Annotated in this window: 12 protein-coding genes, 5 tRNA genes, 3 rRNA genes and 4 pseudogenes; 18 read left to right on the forward strand and 6 right to left on the reverse strand. The window is 44.6% G+C overall.

What is annotated here, in order from left to right; all coding sequences use genetic code 11:
• Nucleotides 1-1,302, reverse strand: a complete 1,302-nt coding sequence (rhlB, locus tag L7A31_RS20050; protein WP_237363509.1) for an ATP-dependent RNA helicase RhlB — start codon at nt 1,300-1,302, stop codon at nt 1-3.
• A gap of 167 nt (nt 1,303-1,469) precedes the next feature.
• Between rhlB and trxA the strand changes: the two genes are divergently transcribed.
• The 14 genes from trxA to L7A31_RS20120 all read left to right on the forward strand — a co-directional run bounded on the left by trxA (nt 1,470) and on the right by L7A31_RS20120 (nt 15,117).
• Nucleotides 1,470-1,796, forward strand: coding sequence for a thioredoxin TrxA (gene trxA / locus L7A31_RS20055; protein ID WP_237363510.1), 327 nt, complete (start codon nt 1,470-1,472; stop codon nt 1,794-1,796).
• Between the two features lie 198 nt (nt 1,797-1,994).
• Nucleotides 1,995-3,254 carry a transcription termination factor Rho gene (gene rho / locus L7A31_RS20060; protein WP_237363511.1) on the forward strand — a complete coding sequence of 420 codons (1,260 nt, stop codon included), beginning with the start codon at nt 1,995-1,997 and terminating at the stop codon, nt 3,252-3,254.
• 153 nt (nt 3,255-3,407) lie between these two features.
• A complete protein-coding gene (gene ubiD / locus L7A31_RS20065; protein WP_237363512.1) occupies nt 3,408-4,874 on the forward strand; it encodes a 4-hydroxy-3-polyprenylbenzoate decarboxylase in 1,467 nt (488 codons plus the stop codon).
• Between the two features lie 127 nt (nt 4,875-5,001).
• The gene (gene fre, locus L7A31_RS20070) at nt 5,002-5,715 is read left to right on the forward strand and encodes an NAD(P)H-flavin reductase (RefSeq protein ID WP_237363513.1); all 714 of its coding nucleotides are present in this window, start codon (nt 5,002-5,004) and stop codon (nt 5,713-5,715) included.
• Nucleotides 5,716-6,179: 464 nt separating this feature from the next.
• A 16S ribosomal RNA gene (locus L7A31_RS20075) occupies nt 6,180-7,724 on the forward strand.
• Nucleotides 7,725-7,814: 90 nt separating this feature from the next.
• Nucleotides 7,815-7,890: transfer RNA gene (locus L7A31_RS20080), tRNA-Glu, on the forward strand.
• 2 nt (nt 7,891-7,892) lie between these two features.
• A tRNA-Lys gene (locus L7A31_RS20085) sits at nt 7,893-7,968 on the forward strand.
• Between the two features lie 44 nt (nt 7,969-8,012).
• Nucleotides 8,013-8,088: transfer RNA gene (locus tag L7A31_RS20090), tRNA-Ala, on the forward strand.
• 39 nt (nt 8,089-8,127) lie between these two features.
• Nucleotides 8,128-8,203: transfer RNA gene (locus tag L7A31_RS20095), tRNA-Val, on the forward strand.
• Between the two features lie 311 nt (nt 8,204-8,514).
• A 23S ribosomal RNA gene (locus tag L7A31_RS20100) occupies nt 8,515-11,404 on the forward strand.
• Between the two features lie 116 nt (nt 11,405-11,520).
• Nucleotides 11,521-11,636, forward strand: a 5S ribosomal RNA gene (gene rrf / locus L7A31_RS20105).
• The 16S, 23S and 5S rRNA genes sit together here with 5 tRNA genes alongside, the layout of an rRNA operon.
• A 156-nt stretch (nt 11,637-11,792) precedes the next feature.
• Nucleotides 11,793-11,869, forward strand: a tRNA-Asp gene (locus tag L7A31_RS20110).
• 399 nt (nt 11,870-12,268) lie between these two features.
• Nucleotides 12,269-13,468 carry a NupC/NupG family nucleoside CNT transporter gene (locus tag L7A31_RS20115; protein ID WP_237363514.1) on the forward strand — a complete coding sequence of 400 codons (1,200 nt, stop codon included), beginning with the start codon at nt 12,269-12,271 and terminating at the stop codon, nt 13,466-13,468.
• 371 nt (nt 13,469-13,839) lie between these two features.
• A complete protein-coding gene (locus tag L7A31_RS20120; protein ID WP_237363515.1) occupies nt 13,840-15,117 on the forward strand; it encodes a cation:proton antiporter in 1,278 nt (425 codons plus the stop codon).
• A gap of 75 nt (nt 15,118-15,192) precedes the next feature.
• Here the strand turns inward: L7A31_RS20120 and L7A31_RS20125 are convergent, their stop codons facing one another.
• The 5 genes and pseudogenes from L7A31_RS20125 to hemC all read right to left on the reverse strand — a co-directional run bounded on the left by L7A31_RS20125 (nt 15,193) and on the right by hemC (nt 19,181).
• On the reverse strand, nt 15,193-16,368 hold the full coding sequence (locus L7A31_RS20125) for a heme biosynthesis HemY N-terminal domain-containing protein (protein ID WP_237363516.1): 1,176 nt from the start codon (nt 16,366-16,368) through the stop codon (nt 15,193-15,195).
• Nucleotides 16,368-17,498 carry a uroporphyrinogen-III C-methyltransferase gene (locus tag L7A31_RS20130; RefSeq protein WP_237363517.1) on the reverse strand — a complete coding sequence of 377 codons (1,131 nt, stop codon included), beginning with the start codon at nt 17,496-17,498 and terminating at the stop codon, nt 16,368-16,370. Before L7A31_RS20130 ends, L7A31_RS20125 begins: the two co-directional genes overlap by 1 nt.
• Nucleotides 17,488-17,676 (reverse strand): hypothetical protein, encoded by a 189-nt coding sequence (locus tag L7A31_RS20135; RefSeq protein ID WP_237363518.1) that lies wholly within the window; start codon nt 17,674-17,676, stop codon nt 17,488-17,490. The genes L7A31_RS20130 and L7A31_RS20135 overlap by 11 nt, the downstream gene beginning before the upstream one ends.
• A 139-nt stretch (nt 17,677-17,815) precedes the next feature.
• Nucleotides 17,816-18,016 (reverse strand): hypothetical protein, encoded by a 201-nt coding sequence (locus L7A31_RS20140; protein WP_237363519.1) that lies wholly within the window; start codon nt 18,014-18,016, stop codon nt 17,816-17,818.
• A 224-nt stretch (nt 18,017-18,240) separates the two neighbouring features.
• Nucleotides 18,241-19,181 (reverse strand): annotated as a pseudogene (gene hemC, locus L7A31_RS20145) (hydroxymethylbilane synthase).
• 422 nt (nt 19,182-19,603) lie between these two features.
• Between hemC and L7A31_RS20150 the strand changes: the two are divergent.
• The 4 genes and pseudogenes from L7A31_RS20150 to cyaA form a co-directional block, all read left to right on the forward strand.
• Nucleotides 19,604-20,310, forward strand: a pseudogene (locus L7A31_RS20150) (hypothetical protein).
• Nucleotides 20,307-20,773, forward strand: a pseudogene (locus L7A31_RS22130) (class I adenylate cyclase domain-containing protein). The pseudogenes L7A31_RS20150 and L7A31_RS22130 overlap by 4 nt, the downstream one beginning before the upstream one ends.
• Nucleotides 20,736-21,224: a class I adenylate cyclase domain-containing protein gene (locus L7A31_RS22325; protein WP_494338364.1), complete on the forward strand. Its 489-nt coding sequence runs from the start codon at nt 20,736-20,738 to the stop codon at nt 21,222-21,224. The pseudogene L7A31_RS22130 and the gene L7A31_RS22325 overlap by 38 nt, the downstream one beginning before the upstream one ends.
• Nucleotides 21,225-21,251: 27 nt before the next feature.
• Nucleotides 21,252-21,723 (forward strand): annotated as a pseudogene (gene cyaA, locus L7A31_RS22330) (class I adenylate cyclase); the annotation flags it as partial.

A 21,723-nucleotide genomic window follows, 5' to 3' on the forward strand; every position in this document is an offset into this window, starting at 1 on the left:
CTAATCCTTGTTTTGTCTTGGTTGGCGAGGTCGACGATTATTCGACTTCTTGTTTCCTGAACGTGTACCACCTGTGTTAGTTCGACGTGATTGACCATTGCGAGAGCGCATGCGAATTGGTGCAGGCAGATCTTCAATCAATGCTGTTGGGTCATAGTCGGAAACTGGGATCGCGTGTTCAATGTACTCTTCGATTGACGGTAAGTTAATCGCGTACTCTTCGCAGGCAAAGCTAATAGAGTGACCGCTTGCGCCGGCACGTCCTGTACGGCCAATTCGGTGTACGTAATCTTCACAGTCGTCAGGGAGATCGTAGTTAAAGACATGTGTCACTTGTGGGATGTGTAGGCCTCGAGCAGCAACATCGGTCGCAACCAAAATATCCACATCACCTTGAGTAAACTGCTCTAAGATTTTTTCACGTTTTTTCTGTGGTACATCACCAGTCAATAGACCTACGCGCAGTTTGTCAGCAGCAAGGTGGCCCCAGATGAGTTCGCATTTTTGCTTTGTGTTAGCAAAAACAATCGCGCGATCTGGCCAGTCTTCTTCAATCAGGGTTTGTAGCAGTGCCATCTTGTGCTGATTAGAAGGGTAGAACAGCTCTTCTTGGATGCGGTGACCAGTCTTTTGCTCTGGCTCAACAACGATGTGCTCTGGGTTGTGCATATGCTCAAAGGCTAGTTCTTGAACGCGATAAGATAGCGTTGCTGAGAACAACATGTTCAAGCGCTCTTTTGGCTCAGGCATACGTCTGAATAGGAAACGGATATCCTTGATAAAGCCTAAATCGAACATGCGATCAGCTTCATCTAATACAACAGCTTCAATGTTATTTAGGCTAAAGACACGTTGCTTATAGAAGTCGATAATGCGACCAGTTGTACCAATTACAACATCTACACCGGCTTCTAAGATAGCTTTTTGTTTGTCATAACTCTCACCGCCGTAGGCAAGCGCAGTTTTGATACCGGTGCTTTCAACAAGCGGCAATGCATCTTTATGAATCTGGATGGCAAGCTCTCGCGTTGGTGCCATAATTATTGCACGAGGTTGCTTACTGTTTTTTTCTTCCTTGGCGTTATTAAGCAAATGGTTGAAGGTGGCAGTAAGAAACGCGAGCGTTTTACCTGTCCCTGTTTGGGCTTGGCCTGCAATGTCTTGGCCGGCGAGCAGTACCGGCAACGCTAAGGCTTGGATCGGGGTACAAAATTCGAACCCTTTTTTCTCCAATCCTTCAACAACTTGGGCGTTTAGTCCCAAATCAGCGAACTTTTGCTCTGTGATATGCGTCTTTTTCATCTCTATAGAATATCAGCTTAAGCTTGCAATACGAAAGTAAATACATTCCAATAGGGCATCTATTTAATGCTTATAAACCAAACAACCTTGTTAATGTGACCGAAAATGGTATTGCTAGGTCGTTTGATATACTAAAGCTAGACCAAGAAAAAACATTGGAGTCGAAGATGAGCGATAAGATTTTGCAGCTGACCGATGCGGGTTTTGAAGACGATGTCATCAAAGCTGCAGGCCCTGTTCTTGTTGACTTTTGGGCAGAGTGGTGTGGCCCTTGTAAGATGATTGCACCTATTCTGGATGAAATTTCTGATGAGTATGAAGGTAAACTTACCATCGGTAAATTGAACATCGATCAAAATGCAGAGACGCCACCAAAGTATGGCATCCGTGGCATTCCTACTTTATTGCTATTTAAGGATGGCGAAGTTGCGGCAACTAAAGTTGGTGCACTTTCTAAAACTCAGCTAAAAGAGTTTTTAGACGCAAACCTTTAAGTCGCTCAAAAATACCGTGCAGTTCAAAATGCACGGTTTTATTTTTGAACTACAACAAAACCTAGACTAGTCTGTAAATTAGTGATAGTTTATCGCACGTTAAATAAACAAGCGTTCACTTCTTGGTCAATCCATAGACCAAATTCCATCTTAACTTAACCAACAGATCCTATTTTGACTAAACAAGCATCCACCACAATGAATCTAACAGAACTGAAAAACAGAGCTGTATCTGATCTTGTAAAACTAGGCGAAAGTCTAGGACTAGAAAACCTCGCCCGTCTAAGAAAACAAGACATCATCTTTTCCATCTTAAAAGCACACGCGAAAAGTGGAGAAGACATTTTCGGTGACGGTGTTTTAGAAATTCTTCAAGATGGTTTCGGGTTTTTACGTAGTGCGGACAGCTCTTATTTAGCTGGGCCGGATGATATCTATGTATCACCAAGCCAAATTCGCCGCTTTAACCTACGTACTGGTGATTCAATTGCTGGTAAAATTCGTCCACCAAAAGATGGTGAGCGCTATTTTGCGTTATTGAAAGTCAATACAGTTAACGATGATAAACCAGACAACGCTCGTAATAAGATTTTATTTGAGAACTTAACGCCACTGCATGCCAACGAAAGAATGGTAATGGAGCGTGGTAACGGTTCAACAGAAGATATTACGGCTCGTGTTCTGGACTTGGCTTCACCAATTGGTAAAGGCCAACGTGGATTGATTGTTGCTCCGCCAAAAGCGGGTAAGACAATGTTGCTACAAAACATTGCACAAAGCATTGCACACAACCACCCTGAATGTGAGTTGATGGTATTGCTTATCGATGAGCGCCCAGAAGAAGTAACAGAAATGCAACGCCTTGTAAAAGGTGAGGTTGTAGCATCAACGTTTGATGAGCCAGCTTCTCGCCACGTACAAGTTGCAGAGATGGTTATTGAAAAAGCCAAGCGCTTGGTTGAGCATAAGAAAGATGTGGTTATCTTATTAGACTCTATCACTCGTCTAGCTCGTGCATACAACACTGTAGTTCCTTCTTCAGGCAAGGTACTGACTGGTGGTGTTGATGCAAATGCACTACATCGTCCAAAGCGCTTCTTCGGTGCTGCGCGTAACGTAGAAGAAGGTGGTAGCTTGACTATCATTGCAACAGCGCTTGTTGATACTGGTTCTAAGATGGATGAAGTAATCTACGAAGAATTTAAAGGTACAGGTAACATGGAACTGCACCTAAACCGTAAGATTGCTGAAAAACGTGTATTCCCAGCGATTGACTTCAACCGTAGTGGTACTCGTCGTGAAGAGCTACTGACAAAACCAGACGAATTACAGAAGATGTGGATTCTTCGCAAGATTGTTCACCCAATGGGTGAAATCGATGCAATGGAATTCCTCATCGATAAATTGGCGATGACCAAAACAAACGACGAGTTCTTTGATGCCATGCGCAGACAATAGTCGTTAGAAAGAATATAAGGGCGCTATCTCATTATGAGGTGGCGCTTTTTTGTTTCTGGGCATTTGTTATTCAATAGCGCTCACAGTAAAACACTCGCTGCCTGTGCAGAGTTTGCTATACTGCGCTCAGTTTTTGCAATGAATTAAAGGCTTATGAGTTTTAAGGATTTACGAGATTTTATCGACTTGTTGGAAAAACAAGGGCAGCTAAAACGCATAACTCATCCTGTCGATCCTCATTACGAGATGACAGAAATCAGCGATCGTACGCTAAGGGCGAAAGGTCCTGCATTATTGTTCGAAAATCCGATTGGCTACGATATTCCCGTTTTGACCAATTTATTTGGTACACCTGAGCGTGTTGCTCTTGGTATGGGAAGAAATGATGTGCTTGAGCTTCGAGAAGTCGGCAAACTTCTCGCTTATCTTAAAGAACCAGAGCCACCGAAAGGCTTTAAAGATGCCATAGATAAGTTACCTGTTTTCAAACAAGTGCTAAATATGCCTGCTAAGCGACTGCGTAAAGCTGCGTGCCAAGACATAGTCTGGCAAGGCGACGAAGTCGATCTAGACAAAATTCCTGTGATGAGCTGTTGGTCCGATGATGTTGCGCCACTGCTGACGTGGGGGCTAACCATCACTAAAGGACCACACAAGAAAAGGCAAAACCTTGGTATTTACCGCCAGCAAAAACTAGGTAAGAACAAGGTGATCATGCGCTGGCTTGCTCATCGAGGTGGCGCTTTGGATCTTAAAGACTGGATGGAAACCAATCCGGGTGAACCGTTTCCTGTGTCAGTGGCTTATGGTGCAGATCCTGCGACCATATTGGGTGCAGTTACTCCGGTGCCAGATACATTGTCTGAATACGCTTTTGCAGGTTTATTGCGTGGCAGTAAAACTGAAGTCGTTAAATCTGTAAGTAATGACTTGGAAGTGCCAGCCAGCGCAGAAATCGTGATGGAAGGATATATCGATCCGGAAGAGTTCGCTGATGAAGGCCCATACGGTGATCATACGGGGTATTACAATGAGAAAGAAAAACACCACGTGTTTACTATTACTCACATCACGATGCGCAAAAAGCCGATTTATCACAGCACTTATACTGGCCGTCCACCTGATGAGCCTGCGGTATTAGGTGTTGCACTTAACGAAGTGTTTGTACCTATATTGCAAAAGCAGTTCCCAGAAATTGTTGATTTTTATCTGCCACCAGAAGGCTGTTCGTATCGAATGGCTGTGGTTACGATGAAAAAGCAATATCCTGGTCATGCCAAACGAGTCATGATGGGAGTTTGGTCTTTCTTACGTCAGTTCATGTATACCAAGTTTGTCATTGTATGCGATGAAGACGTCAATGCGCGTGATTGGAATGACGTGATTTGGGCTATTACTACTCGTATGGACCCAGCTCGCGATACCGTAATGATAGAGAATACTCCGATTGATTCACTCGACTTTGCTTCGCCAGTTGTTGGTCTAGGTTCTAAAATGGGATTAGACGCGACAAATAAACTACCTGGTGAAACTCAACGAGAGTGGGGTATTCCAATCGAGAAAGACCCAGAATTAGTCGCAAGAATTGATAAAATCTGGCAAGAGCTAGATATTGTATAAGTGAAGTCAGCCTGAAATGGTATGAGTCATTTATATTGAAAACTATAAAGAGAAGTAAAAAGGTAGGTGTTTGTGTATTTGAGCATCATCTACCGAAGCTTACAAAGTCGTAAGCCCGAGGAAAGAAATGTCTATTAATTGCAAAGTAAAGTCTATCCAGCAGTTAGCTTGTAACACTTATCAGATATTGCTGCACCCAGAAGCGCCTGTAGAGTTCAAAGCTGGACAATATTTGATGGTTGAAATGGGTGAAAAGGATAAGCGACCTTTTTCAATCGCAAGCAGCCCTTGCCGTCATCAAGGTGAGTTAGAACTTCATATCGGTGCTTTTGAGCACAATACGTATGCAATAGAAGTTGTTGAGAAGATGCAACAAGCTCTAGCAAACAATAGTGATATCGTAATCGATGCACCGCATGGCGAGGCATGGATTCGAGAGGAAAGCGAACATCCACTATTACTTATAGCGGGTGGAACAGGCTTTAGTTATGTGCGGTCTATACTTGACCATTGCATCAGTCAAAACAAGCACAACCCAATTTATCTATATTGGGGTGCTAAAAATCAAAATCAGCTTTATGCGATTGAAGAGTTGAAAAACATCTCCGCGCAACACAGCAATGTGCACTTCATACCCGTGATTGAAGATATGAATAGTGAATGGGCTGGTAAGGTCGGCAATGTATTGCAAGCTATAAGTGAGGACTTTGAATCTCTAAGCGATTTCGATATCTATATTGCTGGTCGATTTGAAATGGCTGGAGCGGCAAGAGAGCTGTTCACGCAGAACAAGCAAGCAAATAGTGATCGTATGTACGCAGACGCGTTTGCATTCATTTAGTTATAAAACGAGCTCTTTTTGTTCTCTGGTGTGGCGTTTTGATGGAACTATCGCCAATTGAAATTTAATTGCTAAATTTCTTCAAAAAGAGCTTGCGCTTCTAATCTATCTCCCTATAATGCCCCCTCGCTGACACGGGATGGCTTCAAACAAAGCAATCAACGAGTTAGCAAGGTCTACTAGCTAAGCCAAGTGCTTAAAAAAGTTTTGAAAAAAGTGGTTGACACTAAAACTTAAATCGCTAGAATGGCCGTCCGCTTTGAGATGAACTTCAAAGCATTGCTCTTTAACAATATAAACCTATCAATCTGTGTGGGCACTCGTTGATGATAATCAAATTAGATACTTCGGTATCAAATTAGGTTTCAATGAACTGAGTGACCAATTCAAGTCTTCGGACTTGGCACAGTCAATTCAAACATTACTTATGTAATGTTCAGTATTCATTGAGCCGACAAAATCTTAAATTGAAGAGTTTGATCATGGCTCAGATTGAACGCTGGCGGCAGGCCTAACACATGCAAGTCGAGCGGTAACAGAAAGAAAGCTTGCTTTCTTTGCTGACGAGCGGCGGACGGGTGAGTAATGCCTAGGAAGTTGCCCAGTAGAGGGGGATAACCATTGGAAACGATGGCTAATACCGCATATTCTCTTTGGAGCAAAGCAGGGGACCTTCGGGCCTTGCGCTATTGGATACGCCTAGGTGGGATTAGCTAGTTGGTGAGGTAATGGCTCACCAAGGCGACGATCCCTAGCTGGTCTGAGAGGATGATCAGCCACACTGGAACTGAGACACGGTCCAGACTCCTACGGGAGGCAGCAGTGGGGAATATTGCACAATGGGGGAAACCCTGATGCAGCCATGCCGCGTGTGTGAAGAAGGCCTTCGGGTTGTAAAGCACTTTCAGCAGTGAGGAAGGTAGTGTAGTTAATAACTGCATTGCTTGACGTTAGCTGCAGAAGAAGCACCGGCTAACTCCGTGCCAGCAGCCGCGGTAATACGGAGGGTGCGAGCGTTAATCGGAATTACTGGGCGTAAAGCGCATGCAGGTGGTGGATTAAGTCAGATGTGAAAGCCCGGGGCTCAACCTCGGAAGGTCATTTGAAACTGATTCACTAGAGTACTGTAGAGGGGGGTAGAATTTCAGGTGTAGCGGTGAAATGCGTAGAGATCTGAAGGAATACCAGTGGCGAAGGCGGCCCCCTGGACAGATACTGACACTCAGATGCGAAAGCGTGGGGAGCAAACAGGATTAGATACCCTGGTAGTCCACGCCGTAAACGATGTCTACTTGGAGGTTGCGGTCTTGAACTGTGGCTTTCGGAGCTAACGCGTTAAGTAGACCGCCTGGGGAGTACGGTCGCAAGATTAAAACTCAAATGAATTGACGGGGGCCCGCACAAGCGGTGGAGCATGTGGTTTAATTCGATGCAACGCGAAGAACCTTACCTACTCTTGACATCCAGAGAACTTAGCAGAGATGCTTTGGTGCCTTCGGGAACTCTGAGACAGGTGCTGCATGGCTGTCGTCAGCTCGTGTTGTGAAATGTTGGGTTAAGTCCCGCAACGAGCGCAACCCTTATCCTTGTTTGCCAGCGAGTAATGTCGGGAACTCCAGGGAGACTGCCGGTGATAAACCGGAGGAAGGTGGGGACGACGTCAAGTCATCATGGCCCTTACGAGTAGGGCTACACACGTGCTACAATGGCGCATACAGAGGGCGGCCAACCAGCGATGGTGAGCGAATCCCAAAAAGTGCGTCGTAGTCCGGATTGGAGTCTGCAACTCGACTCCATGAAGTCGGAATCGCTAGTAATCGTAGATCAGAATGCTACGGTGAATACGTTCCCGGGCCTTGTACACACCGCCCGTCACACCATGGGAGTGGGCTGCAAAAGAAGTGGGTAGTTTAACCTTCGGGAGGACGCTCACCACTTTGTGGTTCATGACTGGGGTGAAGTCGTAACAAGGTAGCCCTAGGGGAACCTGGGGCTGGATCACCTCCTTATACGAAAGATTATTGCGATGAGTGTTCACACAGATTGATGGTTTATAAAGATTAAAGAGATGTTGAATGTTCCCAAACATTCAATCCAGTGTCCCGTTCGTCTAGAGGCCTAGGACACCGCCCTTTCACGGCGGTAACAGGGGTTCGACTCCCCTACGGGATACCATTGGGTCGTTAGCTCAGTTGGTAGAGCAGTTGACTTTTAATCAATTGGTCGCAGGTTCGAATCCTGCACGACCCACCATTTCAAGAATTTGAATCTACTTTTTAAAGTGGAAACGAATAAATGGGGCTATAGCTCAGCTGGGAGAGCGCCTGCCTTGCACGCAGGAGGTCAGCAGTTCGATCCTGCTTAGCTCCACCATCTTGAAACGTTCTACCACAAGAACGAAAAAACGAATGTGGGCGATTAGCTCAGTTGGGAGAGCACCTGCCTTACAAGCAGGGGGTCACTGGTTCGAGCCCGGTATCGCCCACCACTTTTCTCCATATCCATGAAGAAAAACTGCATCATCAGAATGTTTTCTTATGAGAATATTTGAATGATGTTTTATGCATCTTGCTCTTTAACAATTTGGAAAGCTGACGAATAACATGTGATTCATGTTATTCATTAAAAGTTCTCAAATCCTAAATCTGTATTGATTTAGGTACCAACACACATTCAAGTGTTCTTGGGAATAACTTACGAGTTATTCATATTTGAGTCCGGCAATTATCAGTCTCAATCATGTTTAAATAAATTGAGACACCTTTAGTGTTGACCGTACAAAACTCTTTTGGGTTGTATGGTTAAGTAACTAAGCGTACACGGTGGATGCCTTGGCAGTCAGAGGCGATGAAGGACGTATTAACTTGCGATAAGCGTAGATAAGGCAGTAAAAGCCACTTGAGTCTACGATTTCCGAATGGGGAAACCCACATGCATAAGCATGTATCATTAACTGAATACATAGGTTAATGAGGCGAACCGGGGGAACTGAAACATCTAAGTACCCCGAGGAAAAGAAATCAACCGAGATCCCGAAAGTAGCGGCGAGCGAAATTGGGTTAGCCCTTAAGCTTTTATTGCGTCAGGTGAAGTGTCTGGAAAGGCACGCGATACAGGGTGATAGCCCCGTAACCGACAGCGCAGCATAAGTGAAATCGAGTAAGGCGGGACACGTGATATCCTGTCTGAACATGGGGGGACCATCCTCCAAGGCTAAATACTCCTGACTGACCGATAGTGAACCAGTACCGTGAGGGAAAGGCGAAAAGAACCCCTGTGAGGGGAGTGAAATAGAACCTGAAACCGTGTACGTACAAGCAGTAGGAGCACCTTCGTGGTGTGACTGCGTACCTTTTGTATAATGGGTCAGCGACTTATATTCAGTGGCAAGGTTAACCGTTTAGGGGAGCCGTAGGGAAACCGAGTCTTAACTGGGCGCTCAGTCTCTGGATATAGACCCGAAACCAGGTGATCTAGCCATGGGCAGGTTGAAGGTTGAGTAACATCAACTGGAGGACCGAACCGACTAATGTTGAAAAATTAGCGGATGACTTGTGGCTAGGGGTGAAAGGCCAATCAAACCTGGAGATAGCTGGTTCTCCCCGAAAGCTATTTAGGTAGCGCCTCGGACGAATACTACTGGGGGTAGAGCACTGTTAAGGCTAGGGGGTCATCCCGACTTACCAACCCTTTGCAAACTCCGAATACCAGTAAGTACTATCCGGGAGACACACGGCGGGTGCTAACGTCCGTCGTGGAGAGGGAAACAACCCAGACCGCCAGCTAAGGTCCCAAATTATTACTAAGTGGGAAACGATGTGGGAAGGCTTAGACAGCTAGGATGTTGGCTTAGAAGCAGCCATCATTTAAAGAAAGCGTAATAGCTCACTAGTCGAGTCGGCCTGCGCGGAAGATGTAACGGGGCTAAGTAATAAACCGAAGCTGCGGCAATGCAATTTATTGTATTGGGTAGGGGAGCGTTCTGTAAGCCGTTGAAGGTGGACTGTAAGGTCTGCTGGAGGTATCAGAAGTGCGAATGCTGACATGAGTAACGATAAAGGGGGTGAAAAACCTCCTCGCCGGAAGACCAAGGGTTCCTGTCCAACGTTAATCGGGGCAGGGTAAGTCGACCCCTAAGGCGAGGCCGAAAGGCGTAGTCGATGGGAAACGGGTTAATATTCCCGTACTTCTTACAATTGCGATGGGGGGACGGAGAAGGCTAGGTGGGCCTGGCGACGGTCGTCCAGGTTCAAGTGCGTAGGCTTGAGAGTTAGGTAAATCCGGCTCTCTTTAAGGCTGAGACACGATGTCGAGCTACTACGGTAGTGAAGTCATTGATGCCATGCTTCCAGGAAAAGCCTCTAAGCTTCAGATTGTAAGGAATCGTACCCCAAACCGACACAGGTGGTCGGGTAGAGAATACCAAGGCGCTTGAGAGAACTCGGGTGAAGGAACTAGGCAAAATGGTACCGTAACTTCGGGAGAAGGTACGCTCTCGACGGTGAAGTCCCTTGCGGATGGAGCTATTGGGAGTCGCAGATACCAGGTGGCTGCAACTGTTTATTAAAAACACAGCACTGTGCTAAATCGTAAGATGACGTATACGGTGTGACGCCTGCCCGGTGCCGGAAGGTTAATTGATGGGGTTAGACTTCGGTCGAAGCTCTTGATCGAAGCCCCGGTAAACGGCGGCCGTAACTATAACGGTCCTAAGGTAGCGAAATTCCTTGTCGGGTAAGTTCCGACCTGCACGAATGGCGTAATGATGGCCACGCTGTCTCCACCCGAGACTCAGTGAAATTGAAATCGCTGTGAAGATGCAGTGTACCCGCGGCTAGACGGAAAGACCCCGTGAACCTTTACTACAGCTTGGCACTGAACATTGACCCTACATGTGTAGGATAGGTGGGAGGCTTTGAAACCGCGTCGCTAGATGTGGTGGAGCCGTCCTTGAAATACCACCCTTGTAGTGTTGATGTTCTAACTTGGCCCCATTATCTGGGGTGAGGACAGTGCCTGGTGGGTAGTTTGACTGGGGCGGTCTCCTCCCAAAGAGTAACGGAGGAGCACGAAGGTGGGCTAATCACGGTTGGACATCGTGAGGTTAGTGCAATGGCATAAGCCCGCTTGACTGCGAGAATGACAATTCGAGCAGGTGCGAAAGCAGGTCATAGTGATCCGGTGGTTCTGAATGGAAGGGCCATCGCTCAACGGATAAAAGGTACTCCGGGGATAACAGGCTGATACCGCCCAAGAGTTCATATCGACGGCGGTGTTTGGCACCTCGATGTCGGCTCATCACATCCTGGGGCTGAAGTCGGTCCCAAGGGTATGGCTGTTCGCCATTTAAAGTGGTACGCGAGCTGGGTTTAGAACGTCGTGAGACAGTTCGGTCCCTATCTGCCGTGGGCGTTGGAAGATTGAAGGGGGCTGCTCCTAGTACGAGAGGACCGGAGTGGACGAACCTCTGGTGTTCGGGTTGTCATGCCAATGGCATTGCCCGGTAGCTAAGTTCGGAATCGATAACCGCTGAAAGCATCTAAGCGGGAAGCGAGCCCTGAGATGAGTCTTCCCTGACACTTTATGTGTCCTTAAGGGTTGTTCGAGACTAGAACGTTGATAGGCAGGGTGTGTAAGCGTTGTGAGGCGTTGAGCTAACCTGTACTAATTGCCCGTGAGGCTTAACCATACAACACCAAAAGGGTTTTTGTGGGACTCAAACTAGAACATTGAATGTGTAGATAGAACGAAAACAGCTTTCCGAATTAAATCGTAGAGTCGTATGACTTTATGATAAAGAATTTGCTTGGCGACCATAGCGTTGTGGACCCACCTGATTCCATGCCGAACTCAGAAGTGAAACGCAACTGCGCCGATGGTAGTGTGGGGCTTCCCCATGTGAGAGTAGGTCATCGCCGGGCTTTAATTACTGTCTTGTGAGACAAGACAATCTGATTAAAGCAATAATATGTAAGACTTTAATTAGAATATTTAGAAATTCCTGCCTAGGCGGGAATTTTTGCTAACTAGAAAAGCAAACGTTTGCAGTTTTTCTAGTTTTAGGAAAATTTAGGTGCGGAGTGGTAGTTCAGTTGGTTAGAATACCGGCCTGTCACGCCGGGGGTCGCGGGTTCGAGTCCCGTCCACTCCGCCATTAATTAAGGAGCCCTAGTCGAAAGACTAGGGCTTTGTTTTGACTAATGGAAATAGATAATCAACGATTATCATATAAGTCATTGTAATAACTAATTTTTATCAGATGCGTGCTAATAGCTGCGGCTTATCTGATAAATATCTAATAAAAAGTTTAAGTCATACTTCGAATTTAGGAAGGACTCTGGATTCAGTACAGAGTCGGTGTTTCCTAAGCATAATAATGTCAGCGAGTTGTTGAGATAACATTGCGCTGGATTACACCTCACTCACTCTCTGCCTTCAACTGATCTATGCAATGATAGTTTTCAATGCATTTGCATTGTGAATATCAGAGTACAGTTGCGCGCAGTTTTTAACCATAAATAACTTTATTTGAGATTGGATGTTTGGTGTCTCTATGTTTTTTGACCTTAAAAAAGTAATATTTTTTGTTGTAGGTGTAGTAGTGGTACTCGCACTTGCGTTCCTTTTTAGTGCTGATAAATCTGGTATTAAAAAGCGCCCGATACTACAAATGCTAGTGATTGAACTAGTGCTAGCGTGGGCTTTGATGAAAACAACGGTTGGTTTGACTATTGTCGGTGGAATCAATGCGTTTTTCGTTAGGCTAATGGACTATGCAGGTCAGGGCACGAGCTTTGTGTTCGGCGATCTTGCACAAAAAGGGCATTTTGTCTTTTACATGAACGTACTGATGCCGATTATTTTTATTTCGGTACTGATCGGTATTCTGCGCCACTTTAAAATCTTACCAGTGGTTATCAAGTATGTTGGTCTAGGCCTAAGCAAAGTAAATGGTCTAGGGAAGCTAGAGTCATTTAATGCAGTAAGCTCTTTATTGGTTGGCCAATCTGAGAACTTCATTGCAATCAAGCAGCTGATTCCGCATATGACAAACCAGCGTATGTTCACTCTTTCTGCAACTGCGATTTCTACGGTTTCTATGTCAATCGTTGGTTCTTACATGCAGATGATTGAACCTCGTTATGTTGTGACTGCTATCTTGCTAAACATGTTCAGCACTTTCATCATTCTTTCTGTTATCAACCCTTATCAGTTGGAAGAAGGTCAAGATTTGATCGTGACTAGCGAAGATGAGAAAAAGCAAAGCTTCTTTGAAATGCTCGGTGAGTACATCATGGATGGTTTCAAAGTGGCGGTAGTCGTTTCTGCTATGTTGATTGGTTTCGTGGCATTGATTGCAGCGATCAACAGCGTGTTCGATATGGCCTTTGGCATTACCTTCCAACAACTACTAGGCTATGCATTCTCGCCTGTTGCTTACATGCTAAACATTCCTTGGCATCAAGCTGCACAAGCTGGCGCAATTATGGCAACTAAAGTGGTTACCAATGAGTTTGTTGCGATGATTGACCTTACACACGCGAAAGGACTTGATCATCACACTGTCGGCGTTATCTCAATTTTCCTAGTGTCTTTTGCTAACTTTAGCTCTATCGGCATGATTTCTGGCGCGGTGAAAGGATTGTGCTCCGAGAAAGGCGATATCGTAGCGAAGTACGGCTTCAAGCTGGTTTATAGCGGCTTCCTAGTAAGTTTGCTTTCAGCTGTTGTTGCGGGCCTAATGATTTCTTAATCGTTCATTAAGCCAAAGTTTCAAAACCCCACCTTATCTTTGAATGTTAAGGTGGGGTTTTTTATTTGTCTTATCATTACTACTTTCTAGGTAATAAAACTCCTCAAACAGGGGTATTTATGAACTAGAGCAAGTCTTCTCTTCATTTGTAGTTATATTATTACGCGGTTTATGTGTGTAGCGCTGGCGACTAAGCTGTTCTTAATAAATAAGTAATAGACCCAGCCGACAAATTTACGCACAATGACGCGATACCCAAATCAGTCAATAGAAGGTATGGCCTTAGGTTGGAGCGGGTATGCTCGGCTACTAACAAGTTTAATTAAAGCAATGCCGATACAATTTGATGACATAGACTAGGAGTACTATAAATGTCTGTTTACGACACGATAAGTGTTATTGCCGCAGTTGCGGTGTTTATCTCTCTATTTAATCAGAGGTTTGGTAAGTTTCAAACGACTATCGCAATAACAGGGTGGTCGGTTGCTATTTCGATCCTAGTGCTAGTATTAAGTAAGTTTGGAATTATTCCACTGCACGAGCAACAAGAAGTTATTCACATGCTTCAGCACATTCAGTTCGATGACTTCTTGCTTAAAGGTGTTCTAGGTTTCTTGCTGTTTGGTGGAGCACTCAATATTGAGCTCACCCATCTCAAAGACCAGAAGTTTGAGATCCCCTTCCTAGCTCTTGTCGCAACGCTATTTTCTACTTTCTTCATTGGTGCGTTGTTGTTCTTTATTTTCCAGAAAATCGGCATCCATATCGACTTCATTTATTGCTTGTTGTTTGGTGCTCTGATCTCTCCGACCGACCCAATCGCGGTACTCGCAATCGTTAAAAAAATGCGCGCACCACAGCGAGTATCGACACAAATTGAAGGTGAATCGCTGTTCAATGATGGTGTTGGTCTCGTTGTGTTTGTCACTTTGTTTGAGGTGGCATTTGGCAAATCGACGCCAACAGTATGGAGTACCGTAGAGCTATTCCTACATGAAGCAGTGGGTGGAATCCTATTTGGCCTAGTGCTGGGTGTGTTGTTCCATCATATTATTAAACGCACACCGGATAGCATGATGCGTCTTATCTTAACCATGCTTATCCCAACGGCAGGCTACGTCCTGGGAGAGCATCTAGAAGTCTCTGCTCCATTGGCTATGGTTGTTTCTGGTATCATCATTGGCAACATCACTCGCGGCGGAATGGATGAGCAAGAGTCTCACCAGATGAGTCACTTATGGGAATTGGCTGATGAGATTCTCAACGCCATCTTGTTCTTGCTGATTGGCTTAATCATGCTGACTTTCAGCTTCCACTATATCGACATTATCGCTGTATTAATTGCTGTACCTCTTGTGCTATGCAGTCGCTATACCAGTGTTAAGCTTTCTTATGTGTTGTTTAAGTTTTATCGCAGGTATAACCCAGAGTCCGTTAAGATCCTCACTTGGGGAGGCTTACGAGGCGGTCTAGCATTAGCGATGGCAATGGCGATCCCGACAGGAGCGCAGGTGGTTAACGGTGTAGATATTAAAGAGATCATAGTGCTAATGACTTATGCAGTTGTGGTTTTCTCTATTATCGTACAAGGTTCGACGATCACACCGATGATCCAAAAAGCCAAAGATTGGGAGAAGAAAGGCTATTAATTTGCCTTTGGTTTGATACTAAAAAGCCCGCAGCATTCTGATACTGCGGGCTTTTTGTTTGCCTATCTTTTAAACCTAGCTTGTTAAAGAAATGACTTTTTTCGACACTTCATTGGCCGCTTGAGTGAGGTTTTGTTTTTCTAAGGCTTTAGCAAGCAATATGTAATCTTCTCGATCTGTTCTGCTCGATAGGGCTTTTTCTAGATGTTGCTGTGCTTCAGGCCATTGCTGATTTTGCATCTCTATACGAGCAAGTGCACTGTGCGCTTCGGCGAGGTTGGCATCTTTTTTAATTAATGCTTCGAGCTGTTGGACGATTGGGTGCATGTCTGCCAATTTGATTGTCGGAAGTACTAATAGCAATTCATTGATAGTTTGCTTTTTCAGCGCTTCTTTAGCGATGGTAAATGCTTCTGAGTAGGCATCTTTCTCAACCAGTTGCTTAGTCATGTGGACAATGAGCTCAGGCTCAGTTTTGAGTTTTCTGCTTAGTTTATCCCAATATTGAATTAACTGTTCGGTGCTGTTTGTTATCGCAGTATCGGTTAGCAACCCCTTGTGAGCGAGCAGTTCGATTTCTTTTTGTTCCTTAGCGTCTATGATTTTTGCTTTACTCAACTGTGGAACAATATCGAGTAGATCCTGCCACTGTTTGAGTTGAACATGTACTTTCTTCAATAGGTTGAGCAGCAATGGGTTAGTTGGGTGATCCGAATGCAGCTTAGATAGTGTTTCGAATGCCAGTTTAAACTCACCTTCTTTTACTTGTTGCTTAGCCAATGTGAGTGCTACCGCCAAAGAAGAGTTGTCTTGTTTGCGCGCTAATTCGATATATCTATCTCGCTTGGCTTTATCCCCCATCTCTATTGCCGCTTCAGAGGCCATCAAGTAGCAAAGCAAAGGCATATCATGGTGAGATGCACGGCGAGTGACTTTCTTTTCAGCTAGTTTCCATTGTCCTTCAAGAAGTTTGATGATGCCTTCGTTTGTGTCTTGTCTAGAGCGCTTAACTTTTCTGATAGTGAACCACTGCCAAGTCGCAGAACTTGAGCGCAATAGCTTTTTCAACAAAGTTTCGGCAACAAATAGGATGCCTAACGCAATAACCACGAATACGACTAATGTCGTGACACTCATCTCTATTGTTTTGTCAGCAATAGAGATCAGGACATAGCCTTGCTGACCTGCGTAATGTGTGCCAACAAAAATACCAGCTCCAAGTACGATGAAGAGAAAAATAAGTCTGAACATTATTTTTCCTCCGCGGTAAAGCTAGTCACTTTGCGGGAGAGCTTGTCAGAGATAATCTTCGATAGGATATCTTGCGATTGAAGTTTCACAGGATAGGTGACTTGCACTTTTTGCTGGCTTAACGTTTTTAAAGTGTTCTCAAACTGTTGTACAGAAGTACTGTCTTGGTCAAAGTATGAGTGAGACCAATCGGAAGCGGTTTCTAATGCTGTAGAGTAGATACCATCTTTTTCATCGTAGACTGCACGTATAGCAAGGTCTAACTTAGCGATTATGTTTTCTCTCAAGTAGAAATCTTGCTTTGGAGAAAGTAGCGGTGTGACATTGCCGTCACGCGTTCTAAAGGTAATAAAGTTTTCAGAAAACTCTTTTAATGAGGTAAGTAAGTTAGTTTTCCAGTCGCTCACATCGGAGGATACTACTGGCTTCTTCACCTCACTTTCCTTTGGAAGAATCGCGTTTGCTAGAGGAAGCTTGTCGACTTGCTTTTGCAATGACATTAGGCGAAGAACTAAGCCATCTCTATCAATGATCGGCAAGGCTTTCAATGCGGTTATATCGTTAGCCATTGCTTGTCGAAGTGGGAAGAGGTTAGGGTCGTTTAGTGAAGCAATGCGTTGATCTGCATTTTCTAATAGTTCAGTTGCACTGAAAATATCGTGCTCTAAGTAAAGCTTGCGAGCCGAGAGCTTGACCAAGTAGTCGGCTTCCGCCAATAGCCAATCATTCGGACTGCGTCCTTTCATGTCAGCGACAGCCATTTGTAGACTCTTGATGCTTTTTTGATTCTGATCCAGCTCGACTTTTGTTTGCTGGCCAACTTGCGCAATATCTTTGCTAGATTGGCTTTGGACGGATTCTAGTCGAGAATCAAGAGTTTTTTGGTTTTGCTGTATTTGTTGCTTCAGTTGGCTGATTTCATTTTTGTACAGGGTGCTTTGATGATAGATTTCATAGCTCAATCCAGTGCCAATTAGGATAGATAAGATGAGCGCTACGGCACCTGTTTTGGAGCTTTTTTTCGGAACGCTTGCGCTGGCTTTGGTCTTATTATCGGTGGTTTGTTTGTTGTCTTGGCTGGTATCGTGTTTCTTGTCAGATTCTGTTTTCTGATTGTTGTTATTCGCCATTTTTTAGATCCTGTTTTCTTGAACGCAGTGTGTTCACTATATCTAGATTGGATGCACCGCCAGTGTTAATTGTTTGACTAAAGCCCAGCTGTGTCGCTTTATCTACAAGGCGTTGACTTGGAACCAATAGTTTTAATCCTAACACCCATTGCATATGAGTGTTGTCTAATTGAGACAAAAAGTATTCCAGTTGCTTGCCGCTGGTCACAATAAGACAATCAATGTGATTAGCCTGCCACATTGGAACGTACAATTGGAGTCGAAGGGCAGCATTTGACGTTGGTATACTTCAACGTATTCAACCTTCGCTCCGCGAGCTAGCAAGCCATTAAATAATGTTTCCCTACCGCCATTCCACGCAAAATAACAATGCGTTTGCCAGTGACATTTTGTAATTCTTCCATGTTCAATAAGTGTTCACTGTCACTAATGTTGGGTAGTGAGTTGTCTGCTGTGTTACTTGCTCCATCGCTTGCGCAGTTTTTCTTCCACAAGCAAGATAGGTGCATTGTGGCCATGGTAAGTTTTGTAGGGTCAATTGATGGTGGGAGAAGGTTGCAACGTGCTGACTAACCGAGATGATTATGTCAGCTTTACATAACTGCTTGCTAAGAGAGCGAGTCCAGTGCCTGCTTTGATAGTCATCATAGGATGACAATACGCAGGCACATCAATACTAGCCAGATGCCGACAGAGTGCTTGTCCCTTGCTCTTGTGGACGAGTGACTAGGACTGCCATGTTCTAATCGTTCTCGCAATAGAGTTTGCTAAGTATTTCTTTTGCGCCATCATCTAACAGCTGCTGCGCTAGCGTTTGCCCAAGTTGTTCAGCTTGTTTTCTTGGCCGCGGAATCTCTCCACGGACGATAAGCGAACCATCTGGTTCACCCACTAAAGCTCTTAACCATAGTGGAATCGCCTTCAAGCAAGGCATAGCTACCAATTGGAACTTGGCAGCCTCCCTCGAGAAATAGGTTTACTGCTCGTTCGCAAGTGACTCTATCAGATGTATCTTGGTGGCCAAGAGGTGCAAGTAATTGGCGTGTTCTATCATCATCGAGGCGGCACTCAATTCCTACGGCGCCTTGGCCTGCAGCAGGTAGTGATTGAGTTGGTTCAATGTAGCTTTGGATGCGAGATTCTAATTCCAATCGCTTTAAACCAGCAGCGGCTAAGATAATGGCATCGTAATTTCCTGCATCAAGCTTGCTTAAACGAGTGCCTACGTTACCTCTCAGCTCTTTGATGATGAGGTCTGGCCTTGCTGCTTTTAGCTGACATTGTCTACGTAAACTACATGTACCAACAGTTGCGCCACTTGGTAGTTTCAGTCAATATTGTTGTAGGTATTGGACACAAAGGCGTCACGCGGGTCTTCACGTTCACATATTGTGACTAAGCAAGACCCGGAGGGAACTCTCCAGGAACATCTTTCATCGAGTGCACAGCAAGATCGGCTCTTCCTTCAAGCATGGCAACTTCAAGTTCTTTAACGAACAGACCTTTTTCCGCCAACTTTAGCAAGTGGGGTGTCTAAGATGATATCGCCTTTCGTTACCATAGTGACAAGCTCGACTTCAAGCCCTGGGTGAGCATCAATCAGACACTGTTTGACGTAGTTGGCTTGCCATAGAGCAGAGGACTTTTTCGTGTTGCGATACGAATTGGCTGAGATGTATTCATGGCTGCTAAATGTTGGATAAAGAATTTGGTTCAATCGTATCATTCAACAAGTGAAAAGTATCAGTATTTGCTTAGATGGTGAGCAAATGGTGATAAAAAGCGAGCAGACGAAAATAAATAATGTGACTTATCTCTCGTTTGCAATATTGGGCTATTATTAGAAAAAGGAGATACGTACCACACTATGTTCCAGCGAATACTGACAGGTGACTTCAAGGATGTGAGTTGTGATGTATCGTTCAATCTTTACCAAACAAAACAAAAAGTGTTAATTGATCACGTTTTGGCGTGTATTTTGAACAAAATATAGTCAGGCAACTATTGATACTCAAACCAAGGATAGAACCTTGAGGCTTATACAGATACGTTATTCAAGATTAGATCGGCTGAATCAGCAGCGTATTGATCGTGCGCTGGCGCTTATGAGCCTGCCTAGCCAACGAGTATTCAACCTCATCCCCGCATTATTTCATTACCACCTTCCCTCTATTCCTGGTCATTTTGACGATTATGTACCTTCTGGTGTATTTAGCTTCCAGCCTTCCGAAGAACAGTTAAATCTACTCGTTGAGCTTGGGTTAGAGGTGAGTATTGATACTGAACTGGCGTCGACTTCAAGCGACATTCTTGCCCTCTATACTATGGGCAGCACCTCTTCCATTGGTCAAAGTACATCTAGTGATTTAGATGTCTGGTTTGCGTTTCTCCAGACATGGACAGTGAGAATAGAGATCGTCTGACGCTAAAGTGTGCACTTATTACCGATTGGGCAAAAACTCAGGGTGTAGAAGCGAACTTCTTCTTGATGGATGAGCAAAGATTTCGAAGTAATTGCTCTGAAGAAATGACAGGTGATAATTGGGCTCTTCCCAGCATTTGCTGCTGCTTTGATGAATTTTATCGTTCTGCTGTTCGTCTAGCTGGGCAAAGGCTGCTTTGGCAGATTGTTCCACCCGAGATGGAAGAAAACTACGACCAGTATGTCGCAGAGCTTTGTAGTGGACAATATATTGATTGTTCAGAGTGGTTGGACTTTGGACAGCTTAACCGTATTCCAGCGGAAGAGTATTTTGTTCGAACTTATGGCAGCTATATAAGAGTATCGACTCTCCTTATAAGTCGGTTTTGAAGGCGATCCTTCTTGAGGCCTATTCTTGGGCTTATCCAAATACAGAATTATTAAGCATTGATAGCAAACGGCGCTTCTTTTCCCATGAACCCGATTTATATGGAATGGATGCGTATATTTGATGCTTGAGAAAGTGACCCACTATCTCGAACATATTGGTGATCACACTCGTTTAGAGCTTGTTCGTAAATGTTTCTACTTGAAGACTCACGAGAAGCTATCGCGCCAGCCGGGGGTTGGTTCGGTTAAGTGGCGTCGTGAAGCTCTGGCTGACATGGTAGAGAAGTGGCAGTGGGATCAATCAATGCTAACCGAGCTTGATGACCGCCGTAACTGGAAGGTTGAGCAAGTTAAGGTTGTTCACCATGCGTTGCTTGACGCACTCATGCAAAGCTACCGAAACTTAATTCGCTTTGCGCGTAGAAATGACATTACTGTCTACGATCAGCCCTCAAGATATTAGTATCTTGGCGAGAAAACTATATGCGGCATTTGAGGTGTTGCCAGGCAAGGTAACCTTGCTCAACCCACAAATATCACCAGATTTGCACGAAGCTGATCTGACGTTCATTGAAGTGAGCGAGGGAAGCGTAAACAAAGCGGGTTGGTACTTGTATAAGCAGCCTCTTATCCCTCATCGCATTATTGGCCAGCCTAAACTTGAGCACAATGAGTACTTGAGTAAGCTAGTCGCGTGGGCGTTTTTCAACGGATTAATTACTGAAGCTACACGCCTTCACTCAGTAGTGAAGCAAGCTGACATCGATATTGATAAGTTTTACCAAATGGTCAGCGACCTGCGTAACACCTTTTCATTGCATAAACGTCGCCCTAGCATGCAGGCGCTTGCTAGCCCTTGCGAAATTAGCCAGTTGGCGATGTTTATTAACTTTGAATCTGAGTCCAACAGCTAACGTCAGCGCTAAATCACTAAAAGTAGATTGAAAAATACAGATATTGTCAGTTTTGGTGAAGATGACTTAAGTCTTGTCGGCAGTGTTGATTTGGTTTATCGCAACTCTTGGCATGAAGTGCGTACGCTGCACTTTGAAGGCGAAACGGCGATACTGGATGCGTTAAAAAACGGTACTCAGTAAAATGCACCAAGATGCGCTGCACCTGAATCTGTAGATGTTTTTTGTTACGGTAAAAATCTACGTGGCATGATGCGTAATATGATTTATCAGCTATTAGCCGAGTGTATTGAGCTAAGGTTGAAGCCTTTTGACCAGAGAAGAACCCGCAGCTTCAAAGCAATTCGTGTTGCTGGAAAAATGTATGGTTTGTTCTTTGAAAGGCGTGGTGTATCTGTACAGAAGCTTGAGAACTCTGTCGATTTCTACCGTTGTATTTCAACTAACAAACTCACCGGCTCCACGCTAATGGTGGTGGATAAAGAAAAATATTATCAAT

Origin of the sequence: Vibrio marisflavi CECT 7928, from assembly GCF_921294215.1 — a bacterium.
In the GTDB taxonomy this organism is placed as follows: domain Bacteria; phylum Pseudomonadota; class Gammaproteobacteria; order Enterobacterales; family Vibrionaceae; genus Vibrio; species Vibrio marisflavi.

Excerpts from the sequence above, each read along its gene's own strand:
- rhlB (WP_237363509.1), bottom strand. The coding sequence starts at position 1,302 with ATGAAAAAGACGCATATCACAGAGCAAAAGTTCGCTGATTTGGGACTA.
- trxA (WP_237363510.1), top strand. The coding sequence starts at position 1,470 with ATGAGCGATAAGATTTTGCAGCTGACCGATGCGGGTTTTGAAGACGAT.
- rho (WP_237363511.1), top strand. The coding sequence starts at position 1,995 with ATGAATCTAACAGAACTGAAAAACAGAGCTGTATCTGATCTTGTAAAA.
- ubiD (WP_237363512.1), top strand. The coding sequence starts at position 3,408 with ATGAGTTTTAAGGATTTACGAGATTTTATCGACTTGTTGGAAAAACAA.
- fre (WP_237363513.1), top strand. The coding sequence starts at position 5,002 with ATGTCTATTAATTGCAAAGTAAAGTCTATCCAGCAGTTAGCTTGTAAC.
- L7A31_RS20115 (WP_237363514.1), top strand. The coding sequence starts at position 12,269 with ATGTTTTTTGACCTTAAAAAAGTAATATTTTTTGTTGTAGGTGTAGTA.
- L7A31_RS20120 (WP_237363515.1), top strand. The coding sequence starts at position 13,840 with ATGTCTGTTTACGACACGATAAGTGTTATTGCCGCAGTTGCGGTGTTT.
- L7A31_RS20125 (WP_237363516.1), bottom strand. The coding sequence starts at position 16,368 with ATGTTCAGACTTATTTTTCTCTTCATCGTACTTGGAGCTGGTATTTTT.
- L7A31_RS20130 (WP_237363517.1), bottom strand. The coding sequence starts at position 17,498 with ATGGCGAATAACAACAATCAGAAAACAGAATCTGACAAGAAACACGAT.
- L7A31_RS20140 (WP_237363519.1), bottom strand. The coding sequence starts at position 18,016 with ATGGCCACAATGCACCTATCTTGCTTGTGGAAGAAAAACTGCGCAAGC.
- L7A31_RS22325 (WP_494338364.1), top strand. The coding sequence starts at position 20,736 with ATGACATTACTGTCTACGATCAGCCCTCAAGATATTAGTATCTTGGCG.